We start from the raw sequence: 16,338 nt of genomic DNA, 5'->3' as shown, positions 1-16,338 counted from the left end.
CCGCAAAAAGCGGGAGCCTAGTTCAGCGGCCGCCCCGACGACTGACCGGCGGTCCCGTTGCCCCGGGACTGGGCGATCAGCGTGTCGCGGATCTCCTTGAGGACCTCCAGCTCCGACAGCTCGACGACCTCCTTCGTGCCTTCCTTCGCCGCGTCCCTGGCCGCCTTGCGGGCCAGGTACTTGGCCATCGGCAGCACCAGGAGGAAGTAGACGACCCCGGCCGTGATCAGGAAGCTGAGGATCGCGCCGAGCACCGAACCCCAGAGGATCTGGATGCCCTGCACCTCGCCGTTGACCACCTTGCAGGTGCCCTTGAGGCAGGAGCTGTAGGCGTCGAGGTCCTTGGTGCCGAAAGCGCCGACCAGCGGGTTGATAACACCCTTCACGACGGAGTTCACCACTTGGGTGAAGGCCGCGCCGATGACGACGGCCACCGCCAGGTCGATCACATTGCCACGCATCAGGAAGGCCTTGAAGCCCTCCAGGAGGCTGACGTTCTTCTCGGTCACCACTGAGCCTTTCGTTGCGAACGCGGGTTTCGGAGCCAAGCGCTCCGCAACCTACGGCAAACAGTGGTCGTACTGTCCAATTCTGTGTGACCGGGAGGCGCAACGGAGGTACGCCTGTGCGAACCGCGCCCACCTGCCCCGGCCCGGTCAGCACACCGTCACCGCCAGCCGGGAGGTGGCCGCCGCACCCGCCAGTTCGGCGGCCGAGGCGCGTGGCACGGAGAGCACCACCAGTGCCCCGCCGCCGTCCTCCGGCCGCTCCTCCACCCCCGGCGGCTCCGGTACCGCGGTCACCCGCACCCCGGCCACCACCACCCGGGCCGCGCCGTCTTCGGACCCGTCCTCTTCGGACCCGCCGTTCCGCCCCGATCCGTCCCCGGCCCGCAGGCCCGGTCCCGCCCCGGCTCCCGGCGGAGGCCCGGGCGTCGCGATCACATCGACCCGGTCGCCGGGGCGCAGCAGCCGCACCGTCTCCGCGTCGGCGATCCGCACCGGAGCCGACACCATCCGCACCGCCGGGCCGGCCGGCCCCGAAGGGCCCGGACCCCCGCGCGCCGCGGCCCCCGCGGACGGCGGACCGCCCTCCTGATCCCCGGCGCCCCGGACCCCCGACGCGGCCGCGGCGGCGGCGACCATGGCCAGCCCGGCCGCCAGCACCCCCCGGCGCCGCCTGAGCACCCGCCTCAGCCGGTGCGCCCCGCCCCCGACCCGCAGCGGCGGGAAATCCGGCACGGCCCGGGGACCCGGCACCGACGGCGGCGGAAGGAACGAGCCCCCCGGCTGCGGGGGAGCAGCAGAAGCATCGGAGAAGAACGACGAAGCAGCAGCAGAAGAAGCACCGGAAGAAGAAGCGGAGGAAGCAGCGGAGGAAGCAGCAGAGGAAGAAGAGGAAGGAGAAGAGAGAGCGGACATCGTCGGGCACCACCTGTCGTCGAAGACCGGTCCCGGCCGTCATCGGCCGTGTGCCCTCACGATCCCCCTCCCGCCACGATCCCGCCGGAGCCTGTGGACAAGCGCCCGGTTGTGGACAACGCCCTCACCCTCCGGTGTCCCCGGGTGCCCCCCTGGTACCCCTGATACCTCTGGCGTCCCGGATGCCACCGGTGTCAGGGCAGCTCGATCCCCAGGTTCCAGCCGTCGTGCGCGTCCGCACAGAGGCACTCCCGCTCCACGACCGTCGGCAGCGCCGCCACGGCGTCGAAGAGCACCTCCCGCAGACGTCCGACGTTCTCGCCGAAGACCCGCATCACCTCGGTGTGCGAAACGCCCTCACCGGTCTCCGCACCCGCGTCCAGATCCGTGACCAGCGCCAGCGCCGTGTAGCAGAGCGCCAGCTCACGGGCGAGAACCGCCTCCGGGTGACCCGTCATCCCCACGACCGACCACCCCGAGGACGCGAACCACCGCGACTCCGCCCGGGTCGAGAACCGCGGCCCTTCGATGACGACCAGCGCGCCGCCGTCGACCGGCTCCCAGTCCCGCCCGCGCGCCGCTTTCATCGCCACGGCACGCCCCGCCGGGCAGTACGGATCGGCGAAGGTGGTGTGCACCACGTTCGGTACCGCGCCGTCCGGCCGCGGCACACCGTCGAAGTAGGTCTCGGCCCGCGACTTCGTACGGTCCACGAGCTGATCGGGTACGACGAGCGTTCCCGGCCCGTACTCCGGGCGCAGCCCGCCCACCGCGCAGGGCGACAGCACCTGGCGTACGCCCACGGAACGCAGGGCCCACAGATTGGCGCGGTAGTTGATCCGGTGCGGCGGAACGCGGTGGTCACGGCCGTGCCGGGGGAGGAAGGCGACCGTCCGGCCGCCCACCTCGCCCAGGAAGAGTGAGTCGCTCGGGCTGCCGTACGGCGTGTCCACGGTGACCTCGGTGACATCCTCCAGGAAGGAGTAGAGCCCCGAGCCGCCGATCACGCCGATCTCTGCATAGGTGTTCGCCATACCGATCACACTATCGAGGCGCCGACCGGCCGGAACCCCCGCGAATCCGCCACCCGTCCGGCTCCGCCGCCGCAGGTGCCGGACATGCCGAAGACCCCGTCCGCATCAGACGGACGGGGTCCCGGCAGAGATTTCAGGCGGCAGGAATTCAGGCGGCCGAGGTGCTTGCCTTCGACGCCGGGGAAGAAGACCCCGACGAGGACGAAGACGACGAAGCCGCGGAGGCCGAGGACGACCCGGACGACGACGAGGAGGAGCCGGAGGAGTCCGAGGCGGAACCGGGCGCCGACGACTTGTCCGAGCCGGAGCCCTTCGACGAACCGGCCGGGGACGAGCTGGACGACGCGCCACGGCTGTCGTTCCGGTAGAAACCGGAACCCTTGAAGACGATGCCGACCGCGGAGAACACCTTCTTCAGGCGTCCGTCGCAGCTCGGGCATACGGTCAGGGCGTCGTCGGTGAACTTCTGCACCGCCTCGAGGCCCTCGCCGCATTCGGTGCACTGGTACTGGTAGGTCGGCACTTGTCTTCCTCCTGGCACTCTCACTCAATGAGTGCTAACGACGGTCTATAGTGACCTATTCCAACGCTTCAGTCCACCGGCACCCGCGAGCGGTGATCCTCACCACTGGTCCCGCGGGCCGTTCCACGGGCCGCTATCCGCCCCGCGCCGGGTCCTCCGGGCCCGCCGTCCCCGGCTGCCAGCCGGTTGCGCAGTGCCAGCAGCGTGGTCAGGGCCAGTACGGTGCCCACCAGCGGGACCAGGAATCCGGCACTCGCGCCGTGCGCGTCCGCCAGCTGTCCCGCGGAGGTCACCGCGGCCGCCTGGCCGAGGGCCACGGCCCCGGTCAGCCAGGTGAACGCCTCGGTCCGGGCGGTGGCCGGAACCAGGGATTCGACCAGGGTGTAGCCGCTGATCAGGGCCGGTGCGATAAAGAGTCCGACCAGCAGGCCCAGGGCGCCGAGCAGGATCACGGAGTCCAGTGACCAGAGCATGGAGACGCTCAGGGTCAGGCCCACGTATCCGAAGACCATCCGCCGCAGCGGCCCGTTCTTCGCGGCGACGACCCCGCAGGCGATTCCGGCCAGCATGTTGCCGGCCGCGAAGATCCCGTAGAGCACGCCGTTCACGCCCGGGTTGCCGATCTCCTCGGTGAACGCCGTCAGGGAGACCTGCATCCCGCCGAAGACGGCGCCGATACCGAGGAACGCCACGATCAGCACCCGTACACCGGGTACGGAGAGCGCGGACGTACGTGCTCCGCCGGGGCCGCCGGGGCCCCCGGGGCCCGTGGCGCCGTCGCGCCGCAGTACGGGGGGCTGCGTACGGTGCTGGGCGGCGAACAGGAGACCGCCGACCAGGGTCAGCACCCCCTCCGCGATCAGACCGGCCGCCGGGTGCACTCCGGTGCACAGCGCGGTCGCCAGCACCGGACCGACGACGAAGGTGAACTCGTCCGTCACCGATTCGAAGGCCGCCGCCGTCGGCATCAGCGGCGACCCGTCGAGTTTGGCGGCCCACCGGGCCCGCACCATGGGCCCGATCTGCGGTACGGAGGCACCCGTCGGGACCGCTGCGACGAACAGCGCCCACAGCGGGGCGCCGGTCAGCGCCAGCGCTATCAGCGCCGATACGGACGCGGCGTGCACCACGACCCCGGGCAGCAGTACGGCCCGCTGCCCGTAGCGGTCGGCGAGCCTGCCGCTCTGCGGCGCGAACAGTGCCATCGAGACACCGGCCGCCGCGGCGACCGCACCGGCGCTGCCGTACGAACCGGTGGTGTGCTGGACCAGCAGGATGATGCCGATGGTCAGCATCGCGAACGGCTGCCGGGCGGCGAAGCCGGGGAGGAGGAAGGTCCAGGCGCCGGGGGTACGGAGCAGCTGCCCGTACCCGGGACGCTCCCCGCCCTCGGGGCGGGAGCCCCCGGCGGGAGCGCCCTTCGGGGAGGCGGAGGAGCCCCCCGGGTCGGTGACCGCGGAGTCCACGGTCCGTGCCTTTCTGCCGCCTGGTAGCGGCCCCACGGGCCGTATGAGCCGTCTCAGGGGGTCGCCGAGAGCTGTCCACTCGCGCGGGACTGCGGTAGATACCGGGGTCCGGTCCACAGAGGGGACGTCCGAGACTCCGCGGCCGCCATACGGTCGCGCCAGCTCTGCGTCAGGCAGAGGTGGTCGATCAGATTGCCCTCATGCTAGCGCCTTGTCCCGTTGACCACCCGGAACGCCACGTTCCGTAGTCGTACGGCTCCGACGGTGCGACCGTCCGCCGCGCCGAGGCCGAGCTGATGGCCCGGCTCCGGCCCGTCCGCAACCGGAACCGCCCCGCACCGGCCACCGGCCCGGCCCCGGAGCCCCTCACCAGGGGCCCCGGGTGCCGCCCCCACGAGACCCCGGCACGGGAGCCGCGCCGTGACCGGAACCCCGGACCCCGGGACTCCGGCCCCCCGGAGCCCCCTACCGCGCCGTCCCCAGCCAGCCCGCCAGCTTGCCGCCCTGCGCCACGGCCCGCAGCCGCCGTTCCGCCGCGTCCCGTACCGGGTCCGTCGCCACCACCAGCAGTTCGTCCCCGCGCCGCAGCACGGTCGTCGGCAGCGGTACGAAGCTCTTGTTGTCCCGGACGACCAGCGTCACCGCCGCTCCCGCGGGCAGCCGCAGCTCCGCGACCTCCACGCCGTGCATCTTCGACTCGTCCGGAATGGCGACGGACAGCAGATGCCCGCGCAGCCGCTCCAGCGGCGCCGACTCGATGCCCAGGTCGGAGGGTGCTCCCGGGCCCAGCTTCAGCGCCTTCGCCAGCCAGGGCAGCGTCGGCCCCTGGATCAGGGTGTAGACGACGACCAGGACGAAGACGATGTTGAAGATCCGGGTGCTGTCGGCGACCCCCGACACCATCGGGATGGTCGCCAGGATGATCGGTACGGCTCCGCGCAGGCCGGCCCAGGAGAGCAGCACCTGCTCCCGTTTCGGGATCCGGAACGGCACGAGGCTGACGAACACCGACACCGGCCGGGCCACCATCGTCAGCACCAGCCCGATGAGCAGCGCGGGCACCAGGTCGTCGCCCAGCTCGTGCGGGGTGACCAGCAGCCCCAGCAGGACGAACATCCCGATCTGTGCGATCCAGCCCAGCCCCTCGGCGAAACCGCGGCTGGCCGGAGCGTGCGGCAGCTTGGAGTTCCCGAGGACGACGGCGGCCAGATAGACGGCGAGGAAGCCGCTGCCGTGGGCCATCGCCCCGGCGGCGTACGCGATCACCGCGATGGCCATCACGGCGATCGGGTAGAGACCGGACGCCGGCAGCGCCACATGCCGCAGCCCGAAGGCGCCGAGGAAGCCGACCGCCAGTCCGATGGCCGCGCCGATCGACAGCTCCAGCGCTATCTTCCCGACCAGGACGTACCAGTCGTCGACCGGGCCCGCCGTGGAGAAGGCCACCACCAGGATCACAACGGGGGCGTCGTTGAAGCCGGACTCGGCCTCCAGCACACCGGTGACCCGGGACGGCAGCGGTACCTTCCGCAGTACGGAGAAGACCGCGGCCGCGTCCGTCGACGAGACGACCGCTCCGATGATCAGGGCCTGGCGCCACTCCAGACCGACGAGATAGTGCGCCGCCGTGGCCGTGATGCCCACGCTCACCGCGACACCGGCGGTCGACAGGGCGACCGCGGCGGGCAACGCGGGTTTGATCTCTTGCCATTTGGTGCCCAGGCCACCTTCGGCAAGAATCACCACAAGTGCGGCATATCCGATCACCTGTGTCAGTTCGGCGTTGTTGAACGTGACGTTGAAGATGCCGTCCTGGCCGATGGCCACCCCGATGCCCAGATACAGCAGCAGGCTGGGGAGGCCGCTGCGGGACGAGATACGCACCGCGGCGACGGCGATCAGCAGGACAAGAGCGCTGCTGAACAGGAGCTCGTTGAGGTCGTGAACAGTCAGTGGCCGATCCTTCCCCTCGCGCCTCTACGTGCCGGACGGTGATTCCGGGCGGCGACACTTCGTTACCTTACCTAATCTTTAACGTTTTCTTGACGCCTGAGGCCACATCGATGTTGCCCTTCGCCAACTGCCGTGAATGGGGCGCAAGGTGGCGCTCCGGTCGGGTGCAGCCGGATACCGCGTCGGGGGCGGAGAGCCGCTGCGCCTATGGTTGCTTCAGCACTCCAGGACCAGCTTGCGCCTCGAAGGACAGCGATGCCCTCCAACACAACGGCCTCTTCCCCCAAGAAGAAGAAGGGGCGACGCGGCCGTTTGTTCGTGATCGTCCTGGTGCTGGCGCTGCTCGGCGGCGTCGGCTACGGCGGCTACTGGGGCGTCGACGCAGTCCGCGCCTCCTTCCCCCAGACCACCGGCGAGATCAGCGTCCCGGGCCTCAAGGGCCGGGTCGAGGTCAAGCGCGACGACTACGGCGTCCCGCAGATCTACGCGGACAGCGACGAGGACCTCTTCCGCGCCCAGGGCTTCGTCCAGGCCCAGGACCGCTTCTGGGAGATGGACGTACGCCGCCATATGACGGCGGGCAGGCTCTCCGAGATGTTCGGCTCCGGGCAGGTCAAGACGGATGCCTTCCTCCGGACGCTGGGCTGGCGCAAGGTCGCGCAGCAGGAGTACGACACCAAGCTCACGCCGAAGACGAAGGCCTATCTGGAGGCGTACTCCGAGGGCGTCAACGCCTACCTGAAGGGCAAGGAGGGCAAGGAGCTCTCCGTCGAGTACGCGGCCCTCGCCTTCAGTAACGACTACAAGCCCGAGCCCTGGACGCCGGTCGACTCGGTGGCCTGGCTCAAGGCGATGGCCTGGGACCTGCGCGGGAACATGCAGGACGAGATCGACCGCGCGCTGATGACCTCCCGGCTGTCCGGTACGCAGATCGACCAGCTGTATCCGGACTATCCGTACAGCAGGAACAAGCCGATCGTGCGCAACGGTGCCGTCGACGAGTCCGAGGGCGCCTTCGACCCGAAGGCCGACCCCTCGGAGAACCGCGGTGACGGCGATGGTGACGGCGGCAGCGGTTCGGACCTCGGCAACGACAACAGCGGCAACGGGAGCAACGGCGGCAGCGCCGACTCCGGTTCCGAAGGCGGCTCCGGTACGGCCGACGGCTCCGGCGTCTCCGGCAGCAGTAGCGCCGGTGAAGGCTTCACCGGCGGTACCGACGCCTCCGACGCAGTCGAGGGCGTGAACGCCCAGCTCGCCGGGGTCGCCGAGACCCTCGACGGCATTCCCGCCCTGCTCGGCCCCAACGGCGACGGTATCGGCTCGAACTCCTGGGTCGTCTCCGGCCGCTACACCACCACCGGGAAGCCGCTGCTCGCCAACGATCCGCACCTGTCTCCGCAGCTGCCCTCCGTCTGGTACCAGATGGGGCTCCACTGCCGGACCGTCTCCGCGAGCTGCAACTTCGACACCGCGGGCTTCACCTTCGCCGGAATGCCCGGTGTGATCATCGGACACAACCAGGACATCGCCTGGGGCCTGACCAACCTGGGCGCCGATGTCACCGACCTCTATCTGGAGAAGGTCTCCGGCGACAGCTACCTCGCCGACGCCAAGCGGAACCGCGAGGTGAAGCTGACCATCCGCAAGGAGGTCATCAAGGTCGCGGGCGGCAAGGACCGGACGATCACGGTCCGGGAGACCAAGCGCGGCCCGCTGATCTCCGACCGCTCCGACGAGCTGGAGAACGTCGGCGTGAAGGCGCCGGTCGACAACTCCGCTCCGGACCGTGCCACCGGCTACGGAGTCTCCCTCCAGTGGACGGCACTCGAACCCGGCAGGTCCATGGACGCCGTCTTCGACCTGAACCGTGCCAAGGACTTCAAGTCCTTCCGCGAAGCGGCCAGTAAGTTCGAGGTGCCGTCCCAGAACCTGATCTACGCGGACAAGACCGGCAAGATCGGCTACCAGGCTCCCGGCCGGGTCCCGATCCGCACCAAGGGCGACGGCACCCGCCCGGCGCCCGGCTGGGACCCCTCGTACGGCTGGAAGAACAACCCGATCCCGTTCGACGAGATGCCGTACGAGGAAGACCCGGAGCGCGGCTATATCGTCACCGCCAACCAGGCCGTCATCGACGATTCGTACCGGCACATGCTCACCAAGGACTGGGGCTACGGCGCCCGCAGCCAGCGCATCAACGATCTGATCGAGAAGAAGATCGAAGACGGTGGAAAGATCTCCACCGAGGACATGCGGACCATGCAGATGGACAACCGCAGCGAGATCGCCACCCTGCTGAACCCCACCCTGCTCAAGATCGACATCAAGGACCCCAACGTCCGCGAGGCGCAGAAGCTGCTGGAGGGCTGGGACTACAGCCAGGAGCCGGACTCCGCCGCCGCCGCGTACTTCAACGCGGTGTGGCGCAATATCCTCAAGCTCGCCTTCGGTAACAAGCTGCCGAAGGAGCTGCGGGCCGAGGGCGACTGCCTGAGCGTGCGCCCGGCGGACGCGGCCGGTCCCGACGATAAGATCCTGCCGGTCATCGAATGCGGTGAGCGGGACGGCGACTCGGCGCAGCCGGACGGCGGCGACCGCTGGTTCGAGGTGGTCCGCGGCATCTTCGAGGACCAGGACAACGTCTGGTGGCAGTCGCCGGCCAGCCGTACGGACGCGGCCACCAAGACCCGCGACGAGCTGTTCGCCCGGGCCATGGAGGACGCCCGCTGGGAGCTGACGGCCAAGCTGGGCAAGGACATCGACACCTGGAACTGGGGCAGGCTGCACCAGCTCACGCTGAAGAACCAGACCCTCGGCACCGAGGGCCCCGGACTGCTCCAGCACCTGCTCAACCGCGGCCCGTGGAACCTCGGCGGCGGCGAGGCGACGGTGAACGCCACCGGCTGGAACGCGGCCACCGGATACAACGTCGTCTGGGTGCCGTCCATGCGGATGGTGGTCAACGTCGGCGACTGGGACAAGTCGCGCTGGATCAACCTGACCGGCGCGTCGGGGCACGCGTACAGCGCGCACTACACCGACCAGACGGACAAATGGGCCAAGGGTGAACTGCTGGACTGGTCCTTCAGCAAGGAAGCGGTGGAGGAGAACACGGTCGACACCCTGACCCTCACCCCGTCGGAGTCCCCGGGCTCCTGACACCGGACGCACACCAGGAGCGCACCGGAAGCACCATCCGAGTACGCAGCGCGGGCCCCGGCCGGATCCACGGCCGGGGCCCCGCGCCGTTTCCGCCCCAGGCCGTTCCCCCGCCCACGCCCCGCGCCGTTTCCGCCCCGGGCGCCCCGCCCCTGCCCGGCCCGCCTCGGCCGCCCGCTACCGCTCAGCCCGCGGTGAAGCGCCGCAGCCCGTCCGGGGTGACGACGGCGTGCACGGGCCGGTCGTGCGCCTCCTCCGGCACCCGCTCCACCACCTCGTGCGCGTACAGCAGCACCACCAGCGGCGGCGGTACGGGGACGGTCGCGAGCCGGGCCAGGACCCGGTCGTACGAACCGCCTCCCCGCCCCAGCCGCATCCCGCGCCCGTCCACGGCCAGCCCGGGCAGCAGTACGGCGTCCGCCTCCCGTACGGCACCGGACCCGAGCCGGGGCCCGTCCGGCTCCAGCAGCCCGCGCCCGGCGCGCACCAGCCGGTCCGCGCCCTCGTACACGCCCCAGTCGAGGTCGTTGTCGGGGAGGAGCACGGGCAGCAGGACGCGTACGCCCCGGGTGCGCAGCGCGTCGAGCAGCGCGCGGGTGCCGGGTTCGCGCCCCACGGAGACATACGCGGCCACGGTCCCGGCGCCGGTGAGTTCGGGCAGCTCCAGGGCGTGCCGGGTCAGGGCGCGGGCGGCGGCCCCGGTGTCCTCGGGTGAGAGACGGCCGCGGGTGTCGAGCAGACGGCGCCGGAGGGCCCGCTTCCCGTCCGCGGTGTCCGCCGCGGTGTCCGCCGCGGTGTCTGCCGTGGTGTCCGCCGTGATGTCACCGGCCCCGCCACCGCCCTCGCCGCCGCCCCCGCCCTCGCCACCGCTCCCGGCGGTTCCGCTTCCTCCGGTGTCACCGCTGTCCCCGGCTTCTCTCACGCCTCCTGGACCCCTGGTTCCCCCGGTGTCCCGGGCGTTCCGGACCCTCTCCGTCCGGGCCCCGGAAGCATCGCCCGCGGCCGCTCCGTTTTCGGACACTCCACCGGAACGTTCCTGTCTCATTCGCCGCTCACAAACCCCTCGTATGCGCTTTTACCAGCGGGAACTCAAACGGAGCCTGATCTTCCCCGCATATGCACCGGATATTGTGCCGGGCATGACTGAGTCGAACTCCAGGATCAGCAAGGCGGTCATTCCCGCCGCCGGCCTCGGTACGCGCTTCCTCCCGGCCACCAAAGCCACTCCCAAGGAGATGCTGCCTGTCGTCGACAAACCGGCGATCCAGTACGTGGTCGAGGAGGCCGTCGCCGCCGGGCTCTCCGACGTACTCATGATCACAGGGCGGAACAAGCGCCCGCTGGAGGACCACTTCGACCGGAACTACGAGCTGGAGGAGGCGCTCACCCGCAAGGGCGACGAGCACCGGTTGAAGACCGTTCAGGAGTCGAGCGACCTCGCCACCATGCACTACGTCCGGCAGGGCAACCCGCGCGGCCTCGGCCACGCGGTGCTGTGCGCCGAGCCCCACGTCGGTGACCAGCCGTTCGCCGTCCTCCTCGGCGACGACCTGATCGACCCCCGCGACCCGCTGCTCGCGCGCATGGTGGAAATCCAGGAGCGCGAGGGCGGCAGTGTCATCGCCCTGATGGAGGTCGACCCCGCCCAGATCCACCAGTACGGCTGCGCCGCCGTCGAGACGACCCCCGAAACCGATGTCGTCCGCGTCACCCAGCTCGTCGAGAAGCCCGAGCCCGCCGAGGCGCCCAGCAATCTCGCGATCATCGGCCGCTACGTCCTCGACCCGGCGGTCTTCGCGATACTCCGGGAGACCGAACCGGGCCGCGGCAACGAGATCCAGCTGACCGACGCCCTCCAGAAACTGGCCGGTGACGAGAAGATCGGCGGCCCGGTGCACGGGGTGATCTTCAAGGGGCGGCGGTACGACACCGGCGACCGTGGGGACTATCTGCGGGCGATTGTCAGACTCGCGTGCGAACGTGATGACCTGGGACCGGAGTTCCGGCACTGGCTCCGGGGCTATGTGACCGAGGAGATGCAGCCGAATTGAGCGCGTTGAGCAGCACGATCTGGTCGGTGGACGACCACCTTGAGGACATTCTCGCGGCGATCCGCCCGCTCGACCCGATCGAGCTGCACCTGGCCGACGCCCAGGGCTGCGTCCTCGTCGAGGACGTCACCGTCCCCGTTGCCCTGCCCCCCTTCGACAACAGCTCCATGGACGGATACGCGGTCCGGGTGGCCGACGTCCAGGGCGCCACGGAGGAGTTCCCGGCCGTGCTCACGGTGGTGGGCGATATCGCGGCGGGCGGCGCGGATCTCCCGGCCGTCGGCCCCGGCGAGGCCGCGCGGATCATGACGGGCGCGCCGCTGCCGCCGGGTGCCGAGGCCGTCGTCCCCGTCGAATGGACCGACGGCGGCACCGGCGGCGGCGCGGCGACGACCATGCTCCCGGCCGCCTCCGAGCCCGGGGCGGCGGGCGGCGAGGTCCGCGTCCACCGGCCGGTCGCGGCGGGCGCGCATGTCCGCGAGCGCGGCAGCGACGTGGGTGCGGGCGACCTCGCCCTCGCCCGGGGCACGGTCCTCGGGCCGCCCCAGATCGGGCTGCTGGCCGCGATCGGCCGCGGTGCGGTGCGGGTGCGGCCCCGGCCGCGGGTGGTGGTGCTCTCCACCGGCAGCGAGCTGGTGCAGCCCGGAGAGGCGCTCGGCGAGGGCCGGATCTACGACTCCAACAGCTTTGCCCTGGCGGCCGCCGCGCGCGACGCCGGAGCCATCGCCTACCGGGTCGGCGCGGTCACCGACGACGCCGGGATCCTGCGCGCCACCATTGAGGACCAGCTCGTCCGCGCCGATCTCGTGGTCACCACCGGCGGGGTCAGCGTGGGGGCGTACGACGTGGTGAAAGAGGCGCTCTCGGACGCCGGAGAGGCGGCGGCCGGCGAGTCGGCGGTCGGCGGGCCGGAGGGCGCCGGGGAGAGCGACGCCCCCTCCGGCAGCGGGGTCGACTTCCGTACGCTCGCCATGCAGCCGGGCAAACCGCAGGGCTTCGGCACCATCGGCCCCGACCACACCCCGCTGCTCGCCCTGCCCGGCAACCCGGTGTCGTCGTACGTCTCCTTCGAGCTGTTCGTCCGGCCCGCGATCCGGACCCTGATGGGCATGCCCGAGGTGCACCGGCCCCGGGTCAGGGCCCGGCTCAAGGCCGATGCCCCGCTGCGCTCGCCGGAGGGCCGCAGACAGTTCCTCCGGGGGACGTACGACCCCGATGCCGGTGCGGTGTCCCCGGTCGGCGGCGCCAGCTCCCATCTGGTGGCCGCGCTCGCCCACGCGGACTGTCTGATCGTGGTGCCGGAGGCCGACACGACCGTCGGGCCCGGCGCGGACGTGGAGGTGGTCCTCCTGGGCTGACCTGCCGCCTCTGGCGGTACGGTGGCTGCGCACACGGGCCCGTACGGGCCGTGACCACACCCACCGACACCCCCAGCCCGGACCGGGAGCGGCGAACAGCGAATGAGTACAGAAGCAGGCGGACTCACGCATATCGACGAGGCGGGGGCGGCCCGCATGGTCGACGTCTCGGCGAAGGACGTCACCACGCGGACGGCACGCGCCTCCGGCCGGGTGCTGGTCTCGCCCCGGGTGGTCGGAATGCTGCGCGGCGAGGGCATGCCCAAGGGCGACGCGCTGGCCACCGCCCGGATCGCGGGCATCATGGGCGCCAAGAAGACCCCGGAGCTGATCCCGCTCTGCCATCCGCTCGCGCTCTCCGGGGTGAAGGTCGACCTCACGGTCGCCGACGACGCCGTCGAGATCGCCGCGACCGTCCGGACCACGGACCGTACCGGCGTAGAGATGGAGGCCCTGACCGCGGTGACGGTGGCGGCGCTGACCGTCGTCGACATGGTCAAGGCGGTCGACAAGGCGGCGGTCGTCACCGACGTACGGGTGGAGGAGAAGACGGGCGGCAGGTCCGGCGACTGGAGCCGGCCGTGAGCCGGGGCGGCGAGGCCCCCGTTCCCGGCCGGGCGGACTCCGGGGCGGCCGGGGGCGGTCGCGGCCGGGCCCTGGTGATCACTGCCTCCAACCGGGCCTCGGCCGGGATCTACGAGGACCGCGGCGGCCCGCTGCTGGCGGCGGGCCTGGCCGCACTCGGCTTCACCGTCGACGGGCCCCTGGTCGTCCCCGACGGCGACCCGGTGGGCCGGGCGCTGCGCGACGGGGTCGCCGCGGGCTACGAGGTGATCCTCACCACCGGCGGCACCGGTCTTTCGCCCACCGACCGCACCCCCGAGCAGACCAGGGCCGTCCTCGACTACGAGATCCCCGGCATCCCGGAGGCGATCCGCGCATACGGCGCCGCGAAGGTCCCGACCGCGGTCCTCTCCCGCGGCCTGGCGGGCGTCGCCGGCCGTACGCTGATGGTGAACCTCCCCGGTTCACCCGGTGGCGTACGGGACGGGCTGGCCGTGCTGGAGCGGGTGCTGCCGCACGCGGTCGACCAGCTGCGCGGCGCCGACCACGGGCCCGGACCGGAGCCCGTACGGGACCCCGCGACGGACCCGGCCCCGAGTCCCACGGCGGCCCCCGCGACGGCCCGGGCTCCGCACTCGCACCCGCACCCGCACCCCGCGCCGCACCCGAACCCCGCGCCGGACCCGCACCCCGCCGCGGCCCACCGGGACGGCACCAGACCCTCAGGGAGTACGAGCTGAACGCGCCCTGGCCGGTGGTCCTGGCGGACGGCGATGTGGTCCTCCGCCCGATAAGGCTGCGCGACCAGCGGGTCTGGCGCGAGGTCAACCGGCGCAACCGTGACTGGCTGCGCCCCTGGGAAGCCACCATCCCGCCCCCCGCGCCCGGCGCGCCCCCCGCGCAGCGTCCGACGTACCGCCAGATGGTGCGCCATCTGCGTGCCGAGGCGAACGCGGGCCGGATGCTGCCGTTCGTCATCGAGTTCCAGGGGCGGCTGGTGGGCCAGTTGACGGTCGCCGGGATCACCTGGGGGTCCATGTGCTCGGGGCATGTGGGGTACTGGGTGGACCGGGAGGTCGCGGGCCGGGGCGTGATGCCGACGGCCGTCGCCCTGGTCACGGACCACTGTTTCCGCACGGTCGGGCTGCACCGTATGGAGGTGTGCATTCGGCCCGAGAACGGCCCCAGCCGCCGGGTGGTGGAGAAACTCGGATTCCGCGAGGAGGGACTCCGTCCCCGCTATCTCCACATCGACGGTGCGTGGCGGGACCATCTGGTGTTCGCGCTGACCGCGGAGGAGGTCCCGGAGGGCCTGCTGCCCCGCTGGCACCGGCGCTCCCGCCCCGAGACACCTCACAAATAAAATGCATGTTCGAATTCCCTCCCCCCTTGGCCATGTGATGATCCGAACAATCACAAAAAAAGTCCGTCATATCAGCGGGATCGAGCGACACACCGGCCCAATTGGCGGATGTCCTTGCGAGAATCCCTCTACGGTGTGACCGTGAGCAGCAGCGGCCTCATCTACGCAGTCATCGTCGGGGCCTGGGCCGCCTACCTGGTGCCGATGTGGCTCCGCAGGCAGGACGAGCTGAACGAAGCACGTCCGACGGAACGCTTCTCCACCGCCATCCGGCTGCTGTCCGGACGCGGGGCGATGGAGCGCCGGTACGCCAAGGAGCTGCTGGACCGCCACCCGGAGCAGCCCGATTCCGACGTCGACCCGGACGCGGTCACGGAGCATTTGAGCACCGTGGACGTCCGGGCCTTCGCCGCGCCCCGCACCGAGGTCCGGGCCCAGGCCCCCGACCTCGTGGCACAGGCGCCCCGCCCGGCCCCGCGGCCCGCGGCCCCGGAACCCGCTTCCGACGGGTCTGCACCCCCGGCCGCCCGGCGCCCGGGCCGCCGCCCGCGGCCGCGCCCCAGCCGGGCCGCCGCCGAACGCGCCCGCCGCAGCAAGGTGCTGGCCCGCCGCCGGCGGACCACGGTGCTGCTCTTCCTCGCCTTCACGGCCGGCTCCGTCGTGGCCGCGGTCGGCGGCCTCGGCTTCCTGTGGGCGCCCGCGGCGCCCGCGGTGACGCTCAGCGCGTACATCGCCTATCTCCGCGCCCAGGAGCGGCGGCGCTTCGTGGTGGTCATGGACCGCCGCCGGGCGGAGGCCGCGGCCCAGCGCCTGCGCGAGACCCGCCACCACCGCCACCAGCCCCCCGCGGCCGCCGACCCCCACCCGGAGCCGGCCGCCCCGGAGCCCCGCCCCGAGCCCGAGCCCGCCCCGGTCTCCCCCCAGGAGGCCGGCCGCCGCGCCCTCGTCGAGCAGACCGATCACGCCGAATGGGTCGACCAGCAGCGCGACCGCGGCCCGGCCTCCGGCGGAAGCTGGGACCCGGTCCCCGTCCCCCTCCCCACCTATGTCACCGCCCCGGTCGCCCCGCGCGCCACCAGTGGCATCGACATGAACGACCCGGAGACCTGGAGCTCGGCCCGCTCCTCCCCGGCCGACCCCACCCCACCCCCGGCCACGGCCCCCCAGCCCCCGCCCCGCCGCACCCCCCGCGAACGGGGCCGCACCCCGCTCTTCGACCAGTACGCGGACGACGACCGCCCGCGCGCGGCCAACGAGTGACCTGCGAAGGAACGGATTTCCAAGCACTCCGATCGGGGTGCTAAGGTTTCACTCGTTGCAAGGGCCTGTGGCGCAGTCCGGTAGCGCACCTCGTTCGCATCGAGGGGGTCAGGGGTTCGAATCCCCTCAGGTCCACAGCAGCTCAGAGCCCCTGGCGGGGATTCCCGCCAGGGGCTCTTTGGC

Annotated in this window: 13 protein-coding genes, 1 tRNA gene and 1 pseudogene; 8 read left to right on the top strand and 7 right to left on the bottom strand. The window is 71.7% G+C overall.

What is annotated here, in order from left to right; translation table 11 throughout:
* Positions 1-17: 17 nt before the first annotated feature.
* From mscL to ACWDR0_RS25160, 6 genes are all read right to left on the bottom strand, one after another.
* The gene (mscL, locus tag ACWDR0_RS25185) at positions 18-509 is read right to left on the bottom strand and encodes a large conductance mechanosensitive channel protein MscL (protein ID WP_456354026.1); all 492 of its coding nucleotides are present in this window, start codon (positions 507-509) and stop codon (positions 18-20) included.
* Between the two features lie 147 nt (positions 510-656).
* Entirely contained in the window at positions 657-1,001 is a 345-nt protein-coding gene (locus ACWDR0_RS25180) for an RcpC/CpaB family pilus assembly protein (RefSeq protein WP_456354025.1), read from the bottom strand.
* Between the two features lie 614 nt (positions 1,002-1,615).
* On the bottom strand, positions 1,616-2,455 hold the full coding sequence (locus tag ACWDR0_RS25175) for an S-methyl-5'-thioadenosine phosphorylase (RefSeq protein WP_456354024.1): 840 nt from the start codon (positions 2,453-2,455) through the stop codon (positions 1,616-1,618).
* A gap of 148 nt (positions 2,456-2,603) precedes the next feature.
* Positions 2,604-2,978: an FmdB family zinc ribbon protein gene (locus ACWDR0_RS25170; protein ID WP_456354023.1), complete on the bottom strand. Its 375-nt coding sequence runs from the start codon at positions 2,976-2,978 to the stop codon at positions 2,604-2,606.
* A 68-nt stretch (positions 2,979-3,046) separates the two neighbouring features.
* Positions 3,047-4,339 (bottom strand): MFS transporter, encoded by a 1,293-nt coding sequence (locus tag ACWDR0_RS25165; protein ID WP_456354052.1) that lies wholly within the window; start codon positions 4,337-4,339, stop codon positions 3,047-3,049.
* Between the two features lie 570 nt (positions 4,340-4,909).
* Positions 4,910-6,397, bottom strand: coding sequence for a potassium/proton antiporter (locus ACWDR0_RS25160; protein ID WP_456354051.1), 1,488 nt, complete (start codon positions 6,395-6,397; stop codon positions 4,910-4,912).
* 255 nt (positions 6,398-6,652) lie between these two features.
* Here ACWDR0_RS25160 and ACWDR0_RS25155 point away from each other — a divergent pair, with 255 nt between their 5' ends.
* Positions 6,653-9,559: a penicillin acylase family protein gene (locus ACWDR0_RS25155; RefSeq protein WP_456354022.1), complete on the top strand. Its 2,907-nt coding sequence runs from the start codon at positions 6,653-6,655 to the stop codon at positions 9,557-9,559.
* A 184-nt stretch (positions 9,560-9,743) separates the two neighbouring features.
* On the opposite strand, the gene ACWDR0_RS25150 is transcribed toward ACWDR0_RS25155, so the two are convergent.
* A complete protein-coding gene (locus tag ACWDR0_RS25150; RefSeq protein ID WP_456354050.1) occupies positions 9,744-10,379 on the bottom strand; it encodes a 5-formyltetrahydrofolate cyclo-ligase in 636 nt (211 codons plus the stop codon).
* A gap of 319 nt (positions 10,380-10,698) precedes the next feature.
* On the opposite strand from ACWDR0_RS25150, the gene galU reads away from it, so the two are divergent.
* The 7 genes and pseudogenes from galU (at position 10,699) to ACWDR0_RS25115 (ending at position 16,290) form a co-directional block, all read left to right on the top strand.
* A complete protein-coding gene (gene galU / locus ACWDR0_RS25145; RefSeq protein WP_456354021.1) occupies positions 10,699-11,610 on the top strand; it encodes a UTP--glucose-1-phosphate uridylyltransferase GalU in 912 nt (303 codons plus the stop codon).
* Positions 11,611-11,615: 5 nt separating this feature from the next.
* Positions 11,616-12,968, top strand: coding sequence for a molybdotransferase-like divisome protein Glp (gene glp / locus ACWDR0_RS25140; protein ID WP_456354049.1), 1,353 nt, complete (start codon positions 11,616-11,618; stop codon positions 12,966-12,968).
* Between the two features lie 102 nt (positions 12,969-13,070).
* A complete protein-coding gene (gene moaC, locus ACWDR0_RS25135; protein ID WP_456354020.1) occupies positions 13,071-13,553 on the top strand; it encodes a cyclic pyranopterin monophosphate synthase MoaC in 483 nt (160 codons plus the stop codon).
* Positions 13,550-14,080, top strand: a pseudogene (locus ACWDR0_RS25130) (MogA/MoaB family molybdenum cofactor biosynthesis protein); the annotation flags it as partial. The gene moaC and the pseudogene ACWDR0_RS25130, both read left to right, overlap by 4 nt.
* 206 nt (positions 14,081-14,286) lie before the next feature.
* A complete protein-coding gene (locus tag ACWDR0_RS25125) occupies positions 14,287-14,895 on the top strand; it encodes a GNAT family N-acetyltransferase (RefSeq protein WP_456354019.1) in 609 nt (202 codons plus the stop codon).
* 141 nt (positions 14,896-15,036) lie between these two features.
* Positions 15,037-16,155 (top strand): divisome protein SepX/GlpR, encoded by a 1,119-nt coding sequence (gene sepX, locus ACWDR0_RS25120; protein WP_456354018.1) that lies wholly within the window; start codon positions 15,037-15,039, stop codon positions 16,153-16,155.
* A 61-nt stretch (positions 16,156-16,216) separates the two neighbouring features.
* Positions 16,217-16,290: transfer RNA gene (locus ACWDR0_RS25115), tRNA-Ala, on the top strand.
* Positions 16,291-16,338 lie beyond the last annotated feature (48 nt).

Source organism: Streptomyces sp. NPDC003691 (genome assembly GCF_053981115.1).
Note: the sequence above shows the minus strand (reverse complement) of the source record. Positions and strands in the feature narration are given on the sequence as shown.

Bases quoted from the DNA above. Each gene is read 5' to 3' on its own strand.
- ACWDR0_RS25175 (WP_456354024.1), bottom strand. From the start codon at position 2,455: ATGGCGAACACCTATGCAGAGATCGGCGTGATCGGCGGCTCGGGGCTC.
- ACWDR0_RS25155 (WP_456354022.1), top strand. From the start codon at position 6,653: ATGCCCTCCAACACAACGGCCTCTTCCCCCAAGAAGAAGAAGGGGCGA.
- galU (WP_456354021.1), top strand. From the start codon at position 10,699: ATGACTGAGTCGAACTCCAGGATCAGCAAGGCGGTCATTCCCGCCGCC.
- moaC (WP_456354020.1), top strand. From the start codon at position 13,071: ATGAGTACAGAAGCAGGCGGACTCACGCATATCGACGAGGCGGGGGCG.